Annotated in this window: 9 protein-coding genes; 4 read left to right on the forward strand and 5 right to left on the reverse strand. The window is 47.1% G+C overall.

Annotation, left to right across the window (positions count from 1 at the left end; genetic code table 11):
* The 3 genes from AC0QH1_RS18905 to glcD all read left to right on the forward strand — a co-directional run.
* Positions 1–328, forward strand: a 328-nt coding sequence (locus tag AC0QH1_RS18905; RefSeq protein ID WP_324632817.1) for a hypothetical protein, incomplete at its 5' end; no start/stop codon positions are given.
* A gap of 145 nt (positions 329–473) precedes the next feature.
* Positions 474–1,202 (forward strand): class I SAM-dependent methyltransferase, encoded by a 729-nt coding sequence (locus tag AC0QH1_RS18910; RefSeq protein ID WP_324632818.1) that lies wholly within the window; start codon positions 474–476, stop codon positions 1,200–1,202.
* A gap of 142 nt (positions 1,203–1,344) precedes the next feature.
* Positions 1,345–2,820 (forward strand): glycolate oxidase subunit GlcD, encoded by a 1,476-nt coding sequence (gene glcD / locus AC0QH1_RS18915; protein ID WP_324632819.1) that lies wholly within the window; start codon positions 1,345–1,347, stop codon positions 2,818–2,820.
* 45 nt (positions 2,821–2,865) lie between these two features.
* Here the strand turns inward: glcD and AC0QH1_RS18920 are convergent, their stop codons facing one another.
* Together AC0QH1_RS18920 and AC0QH1_RS18925 are read right to left on the reverse strand one after the other, a co-directional pair.
* Entirely contained in the window at positions 2,866–3,537 is a 672-nt protein-coding gene (locus tag AC0QH1_RS18920; protein WP_324632820.1) for a ribonuclease H-like domain-containing protein, read from the reverse strand.
* 36 nt (positions 3,538–3,573) lie between these two features.
* A complete protein-coding gene (locus tag AC0QH1_RS18925) occupies positions 3,574–3,741 on the reverse strand; it encodes a hypothetical protein (protein WP_324632821.1) in 168 nt (55 codons plus the stop codon).
* A gap of 62 nt (positions 3,742–3,803) precedes the next feature.
* On the opposite strand from AC0QH1_RS18925, the gene AC0QH1_RS18930 reads away from it, so the two are divergent.
* Positions 3,804–4,484 (forward strand): HD domain-containing protein, encoded by a 681-nt coding sequence (locus AC0QH1_RS18930; protein WP_324632822.1) that lies wholly within the window; start codon positions 3,804–3,806, stop codon positions 4,482–4,484.
* 150 nt (positions 4,485–4,634) lie between these two features.
* Here AC0QH1_RS18930 and AC0QH1_RS18935 read toward each other — a convergent pair whose 3' ends face one another.
* The 3 genes from AC0QH1_RS18935 to AC0QH1_RS18945 all read right to left on the reverse strand — a co-directional run bounded on the left by AC0QH1_RS18935 (position 4,635) and on the right by AC0QH1_RS18945 (position 6,885).
* Positions 4,635–5,525, reverse strand: coding sequence for an alpha/beta fold hydrolase (locus AC0QH1_RS18935; protein ID WP_324632823.1), 891 nt, complete (start codon positions 5,523–5,525; stop codon positions 4,635–4,637).
* A gap of 300 nt (positions 5,526–5,825) precedes the next feature.
* Positions 5,826–6,188 (reverse strand): DUF1815 family protein, encoded by a 363-nt coding sequence (locus AC0QH1_RS18940; protein ID WP_324632825.1) that lies wholly within the window; start codon positions 6,186–6,188, stop codon positions 5,826–5,828.
* Positions 6,189–6,672: 484 nt separating this feature from the next.
* A complete protein-coding gene (locus AC0QH1_RS18945; RefSeq protein WP_324632826.1) occupies positions 6,673–6,885 on the reverse strand; it encodes a DUF2839 domain-containing protein in 213 nt (70 codons plus the stop codon).
* Positions 6,886–7,148 lie beyond the last annotated feature (263 nt).

A 7,148-nucleotide genomic window follows, 5' to 3' on the forward strand; every position in this document is an offset into this window, starting at 1 on the left:
GTTTCTTTCCAGCCTTGGAGTGGTGGTGGAGAAAGAACTATTCCGCTTATTCCAGAGTTGGAGTGGTGGTGGAGAAAAACTATTCCGCTTATCGGTACAGTTTCTTTCCACTGATGGCGTGGTGGTGGAGAAAGAACTATTCTCCTGTCGGTACAGTTTCTTTCCACCGATGGCGTGGTGGTGGGGAAAAACTATTCCGCTTATCGGTATAGTTTCTTTCCACCGATGGCGTGGTGGCGGCGAAAAAACCATTGTGCTGTCGGTACAGTTTTTCCAACCTTGGAGTGGCGGTGGTGAAATAGAGCAGGTTTCTTTCTTGATGGGGTAAGCAGCCGAAGAGTCTCAACCGCGTTGGCACCTCCGAGGTGAAAAATTCTCTACTTCATCCAGATGAGAACTGCTATATCTCAATTTATGTTAAATTCAAAGACAGCCAATCGCCCAACGCAAACGGAACGCATCTAAAGGGAAAAATGGATTATCAAAGGTTTATCGACAAGCTGACTGATTTATATGAAAACTGGGGAGAAGAGTCGGTTCGACCGAAAACCGAAAAATTCCAAAAAGCACTCGATCGCGTGCAAGGGATGACCACTCCCAACGTGATGCAGTTGCTCAACTGTGCTGTGTCTTGCATGGAAGCAGAGGAACTGTATTGCGAAATTGGCACCTATCAGGGGTCGAGTTTAATTGGCGCGCTACTGGATAACGGCGATCGCAAAGCTTATGCGGTGGATAACTTTTCCGAATTAGACGAAGCGAGTGACAGTTTATCAAATCTGTTAGAAAATTTAAAAAAATTCAATTTAGAAAACCGGGTTTCGTTTTACAATCAAGACTTTGAAAAATTTTTGCTAGAATTGCGCGAAGTAAAACTCCGGCCAAAAATTGGCACGTACTTTTATGATTGTGCTTACGACTATCGATCGCAACTGATGGGATTGCTATTAATCCGGCATTGTTTGAGCGATCGCGCCTTGATTATCGTGAATAACTCCAATTGGAAAAGCGTGCAACAAGCGCAATCAGATTTTGTCGCGGCGCATCCGGAATGTGAAATATTGCAGTTATCCCCTTCGATTACAGCCGAACCGAGTTTTGGCAATGGCATTCAGCTATTGAGCTGGGATATTGCCCGCCGGGAGGAATTTTCGGCTGACTCTATTCTTGCCAATCCCATGTCAGTGGCAAAAGCAATGTAAGCGCATCGGTGTGGTTGCAGCGAGAAACTGGTTTTTTAAACCCAATCTTGAATTAACCAAAAATAGAGTCAGAAACCCGGGGGTTCAATCGAGACATTCAAAAAACAGATAAAACATCCAGTAAATCCGAGGAAAATAACCCATGCTAACCCAAGAAAAAACCCAACAAAGAAACTGGAAACCGATAATTAAAGAATTCGAGCAAGTGGTGGGCAAAGATGGCGTAGTGCGGCGCAAAGAAGAGTTACTCACCTACGAATGCGACGGATTAACCAGCTATCGACAACGCCCCGGTTTAGTAGTATTACCGCGCACCACGGAACAAGTTTCCGAAGCGATAAAAATTTGCGATCGCCACGAAATTCCCTGGGTAGCGCGCGGCGCGGGAACCGGATTATCCGGAGGTGCCTTACCCCTAGAAAACTGCGTATTAATCGTCACCGCCTTAATGCGAAAAGTGCTGAAAGTTGACTTAGAAAATCAGCGCGTCGTGGTGCAACCGGGAGTCATTAATAACTGGGTCACTCAAACCGTCAGCGGTGCTGGATTTTACTACGCCCCGGATCCTTCCAGTCAAATTATCTGCTCCATTGGTGGCAATGTTGCCGAAAATTCCGGCGGCGTTCACTGTCTCAAATACGGCGTCACCACCAACCATGTATTGGGATTAAAAATCGTCTTGCCCGACGGTTCCATCAAAGAAATCGGCGGCGAAATTCCCGAAATGCCCGGATACGATTTAACCGGAATATTTGTCGGGTCTGAAGGCACCTTGGGAATTGCCACCGAAATCACCCTTCGGATTCTCAAAGCACCGGAAGCGGTATGCGTCTTATTAGCCGATTTTACCAGTATAGAAGATGCTGGTGCAGCAGTTTCCGACATTACCAGCGCCGGGATTATTCCGGCGGGCATGGAAATGATGGATAACCTGAGCATTAACGCTGTGGAAGATGTGGTGGCGACGGGATGTTATCCCCGGGATGCTACCGCTGTTTTGCTGGTGGAAATTGACGGATTGCAAGTAGAAGTCAACACCAACAAAGAGCGCGTGGCGGCAATTTGCAGGCAGAATGGCGCGCGCAATATCACCACCGCCAGCGACGCCGAAACGCGGTTAAAATTATGGAAAGGTCGCAAAGCGGCGTTTGCTGCAGCGGGTCATTTAAGTCCGGATTACTACGTGCAAGATGGGGTAATTCCGCGCACTCAGTTGCCTTCGGTATTGAAAGAAATTGAGGAATTGAGCGCCAAATATGGCTATCGCGTGGCGAATGTTTTTCACGCGGGCGATGGGAATTTACATCCCTTAGTGCTTTACGATAATTCAATTCCCGGTGCATTAGAAGAAGTGGAAGAACTCGCCGGGGAAATCCTCAAAATCTGCGTGCGAGTTGGGGGTAGTTTGACGGGAGAACATGGCATTGGTTCCGACAAGAAATGCTACATGAGCGACATGTTTAATGAGGTGGATTTGGAAACCATGCAATGGGTGCGCCAAGTGTTTAATCCCAAGGGATTGGCAAATCCGGAGAAGTTATTCCCCACCCCGCGCACCTGTGGCGAAGCGGCAAATGCAATGAAAACGAAGCAGTTTGAAGGGATAGAGGCGTTTTAAAATCAATTAACGGTTCCTCTAAAACCGCGAGGGGAACCGTTAATTTCACCGCCGCCGCCGCCGCTTTTTGCTTTTAAACTGGAAATGAATGAAACGCTCTGAATTAACTCGTTCAAATTTATAATGCCAGTTTGAAATGATATGGAAGTAATTTTTTGCATCTTCCAGGCAATATTCATAAATGGTGTTTAAAATATCGCTCGCCCGAGGTTTTTGGGCGAAGACTCGTTTGGCATTGCGCCGAATGTACATGCCGTTAATTTGTTTGTCGATGTTGATGTCGAGGTATTCAAATAAACCATTTAATCCCCCGCGATAGCGCGATTGTTTGGGGTCGTACAAGTCAAATACCAACGGATGCTGGCAAGTGGGTTTGAGTTTGAGGGCTTTAGCTCTTTTGTGCAAGCAGTACAAATCGCTGTGGATAATATTAAAGCCGATGAAAACTTTGTTTTCTAAGATTTTGATGTCTTGAAAAATTTCTTGAATCAGGGGTTTTTCTTCCGGGATGTTTTCGATTAACTGAATTTTGATATACTGTTGTTTGGGGTCTTCCACAAGCCGAGTCAAGGTATAGCCAAAAATTCTCTGCTCGACTTTTTGCGATTTTAAGTAAAGGGGAAAAAACTCTAGGTCGAGAAAAACTAAGTTATGGATAGAACCGTGATAAAAGTGATTGGTAAAATCATGGGGAAGCCAGAGTTCTTTTTTGAACATGGTAGCCTTGAATGCAAGTTTTCATCGATGAAATCTCTACCATAACATAGAAGCGATCGCGAGGGTTTTCTCTAGGGCTGTAGGTAGGGGAAGCATCGGCGCGCCCCGCCGGCACTCCAGTGATGGCGCGATCGCCCTCTCATCGCCTAATCGCGGTGCGATCGTCTCTCCCGGGTACAGCAATTGCACCGCTAATCCAAACATTGACAAGCGAACCAGAATTGTAGTAAGACGATAAACATTGCCTAAGAAAAAACTAACTGTAAGTGGGTCGGCTGATTAGGTACATCATGGGGTATGTGGATGGATTGGGTCTAAAATCAAGCTGGGATTCTTTGCTGCACCCGTTTCAAGTTCCGCCAAAGGTGGGCAAAAAAATCTTGTTTGAGTTGGTGAGTACCTATTGCAGCAAGGACCGTCATTACCACAATCTCGGACACGTTCAGCGCGTGTTAGACATGGTTGAGGATTTGCAACCTCTAGCACAGGATTTGACGGCAATTCAATTTGCCGCCTGGTTCCACGATGCGATTTACGATACCACCGCCCGAGATAATGAGGAAAAAAGCGCCGAGTATGCGGAAAAATGTTTGACTCAATTACAGATACCGCGATCGACTATCGATGCAGTGACTCGGATGATTTTGCATACCCAACATCATCAAGTCGCCGCCCATGATATCGACAGTCAAATTTTGATTGATGCGGATTTATCGATTTTAGGGGCAGAGGATGCCGACTATCAATTTTATGCCAATGGCATTAAACGCGAATATTCTTGGGTTTCAGATGCGGAGTATTGCCAGGGTAGAATGCAGGTTTTACAACAGTTGTTGCAGCGGGATAAAATCTATTATACTAAACCAATGTTGGAGCGCTATGAGGAGAATGCAAGGCGAAATATGCTCTGGGAAATTGGCCGGTTACAAGAAGGTGAATTTTGCTGAATTTGAGGTTTCTTCCTTAATTGGTAATTGCTCTGGTAGTATTGTAGGATTGTCCATCCTACAGAAGAAACGGGGAAAAGTGAAGGGCAAAACAACTAGCCCGCCGATGGGGGCGGCGGGGGAGGAGTGTCGGCGCTAGCCGATTTGAAGTTATTTCTCGTTTGAGGACTGGCGCAGGAAGTTAATTAATTCGCGATTCACCAAATAGGGGACTTCTTGCTGGATCCAGTGACCGCAGTGCGGCACTAATTTGAGTTTAAACGGCGCTTTCACTAAGCGATCGAGTCCTTCGGTAAATTTATTGCTCAAAAAGGAATCTTCTTCCCCCCACAGTACCAGGGTAGGGACGGTGACGGGTATGGGCGATCGCCCCCAATTGTGCAACCAACTTTGCGGCGACATGAGTTGTCGATAATAATTAATTGCCGCCGAGAGGACTCCGGGCTTTTCCAGGGCCTCTTGATAAATCTTCGTCAGTTCCGAGGTAAACGCCCCTTTGCGAATGGCTTGTTCCTGAAACACTTTCTTGACAAAATCCTTCAAGTTTTGGTGAATCAGCCATTCCGGGATTCCGGGAACCTGAAACGCCAACACATACCAACTGCGGCGCAGTTGATCCAAATTACTTGACATTTCATGCAACCACTGGTAGGGGTGAGGCGCGTTGAGAATCGCCAACCGTTCTAAGCTGTTGGGACACTTTTCTGCCAGATGCCAAGCGATCGCGCCCCCCCAATCATGCCCCACGATATGGGCTTTAACGTAGCCTAAATTCTCTATAAGACCTTTAATATCCGCACTGAGGGTATCGAGATCGTAGCCATTCTCCGGCTTATCCGAATCGTTGTAGCCGCGTAAATCCGGCACTACCACTTTAAAATATCGAGAAAGTGCCGGAATCTGATAGCGCCAAGAGTACCAAAATTCCGGAAATCCGTGTAGGAGAAGAACCAGTTCTCCCTCTCCTTGGGTCACGCAGTGCAGGCGGATCCGGTTGGTTTCAATATAATGATGTTCCCAAGTTGTTTCTAGGGCAGTCATATCTTTAATTAGAATAATGCTCGGTCGGGGCGCTTTCGCTGCCCGTTCCAGAGTCCTAAAGGAACCTTCAGAGGGGATAGACCATTGCCAGGGTCGCGAGCTTCTGGATTTCACGGGAAGTCGAGCCTTTCGGTTTGCATCCGTCTGGCCAAGCCCTGGGATGGCGTTTGTACTCCCTCTGTTCTAGGGTAACATTTTCTCTGACCCATGAAACTCCCGGGATATTTGCGATTAACGCGATTTTCTCCAGATCGACCACTGGAGATTCGCGCCGGATTTGTGGATCCTCATGTACGGGGCTTATGCGGGCTGATGATTGACGCTTTCTTCCGCCAAGTCAGACTCTTCGTCTGTGGTTTTCATTTGATGTTTGACTAAATTTGCCAGTTCTTGCAGTTGGGCGATCGCTTCTGCCCCTTCGAGCTTCATCAGTTCGCGATCGTCGCGCATTTCCGTCCAGGTAATCCCGTAATCCGACACCAAAAAGCGGATCAGATGGTCTTCTCCCAAGCTCACCATAAACGAGGCGCTATTCATCTGCCCCCCACAGGTGTAGCAGGATGCGAGAAATCCCCGACGCTCTAGCACGATCGCCAGGGCTTGCAGGTTCATTACCAAATCTTTAACGAATTCTCTGTGCTGTTCGGCTAGTCTAATAAACACAACGGTTCTCCTATAATCACACCACAATTGTAGAACTTTTTAATGTTTTCTTAATATTCTACCTCCTTTTGAGGATAGTATCTTAGCTATGGTTCCCATTCTCCACTGGCAAATCGCCGCGCGGTGAATTAGAAGTATTTAATCCCATCTGCTTTTGGCAGATCGTATCCGTTGGGACATAAAGTTGATTTTTCACTCCTAGATTCATTGGAGGATTGAGGGATTCCGGAGAATGTAACTTCTCCACGAAGAATGTCCGAAACCCGAGAAAAAAAGCACGGCGTGAATCTAGCTTTCCACCTTTGCGAAGGATGCACGGGGTGCTTTTGATTGGGAATTCTTATGAGATTGATTAGAAAGTTATGTCATTAACTGCCAATTGAGAAAGGACAAAAAAAGACTTAGCGGCACCGCAACGTCGGTGAAAGGTTGGGTGCCGCAAGGGTTGCTTCTCGGGTGTGCCGTTCGGTGATTACTGAGTGCTTTAGTTCACTTGCCACCAACCAAAGGCAGGACCGAGTAAGCGAACGGTTAACCAAGTTACGATTAATAAGCCAATACCAATCCAAGCGCCTCGGGTTGTCCAGGTCATAAACTGTTGTGATTGGCTTTTAGTAATCGGCAGCCAGGGCAAGATATATGGCTCTTGGCCATATTTATCTCCCAGTGCTGCTTTACGACGCTTTGCTTCACCCATAGCTCCCTGGTCACAGTAATTGATTTCAGGTTAATAATAGCGCTTTGCGCGAACCGATCGCCATTTTGTTAACAAAACTACAGTTCTGCCTAGAACAGGCAAGGGGGCAATCTCGCCGCCAGGGGGAAGGGGGCAATTTCTCAACCCTATTTGAGTGTTTGCGCGAAGCAAAAGTAAAGGCCGACCTATTTAGCTTCTCGGCGGGAAGCCCCGCGCTCTACCCGTGCTTGGTGAGCGTCGGGATGAGAGCCAGGGGAAATGGA

It is taken from the genome of Phormidium sp. CCY1219, from assembly GCF_055795085.1.

What these genes read in the sequence shown, in the direction of transcription:
- AC0QH1_RS18910 (WP_324632818.1), top strand. Translation starts at nt 474, where the DNA reads ATGGATTATCAAAGGTTTATCGACAAGCTGACTGATTTATATGAAAAC.
- glcD (WP_324632819.1), top strand. Translation starts at nt 1,345, where the DNA reads ATGCTAACCCAAGAAAAAACCCAACAAAGAAACTGGAAACCGATAATT.
- AC0QH1_RS18920 (WP_324632820.1), bottom strand. Translation starts at nt 3,537, where the DNA reads ATGTTCAAAAAAGAACTCTGGCTTCCCCATGATTTTACCAATCACTTT.
- AC0QH1_RS18925 (WP_324632821.1), bottom strand. Translation starts at nt 3,741, where the DNA reads ATGTTTGGATTAGCGGTGCAATTGCTGTACCCGGGAGAGACGATCGCA.
- AC0QH1_RS18935 (WP_324632823.1), bottom strand. Translation starts at nt 5,525, where the DNA reads ATGACTGCCCTAGAAACAACTTGGGAACATCATTATATTGAAACCAAC.
- AC0QH1_RS18945 (WP_324632826.1), bottom strand. Translation starts at nt 6,885, where the DNA reads ATGGGTGAAGCAAAGCGTCGTAAAGCAGCACTGGGAGATAAATATGGC.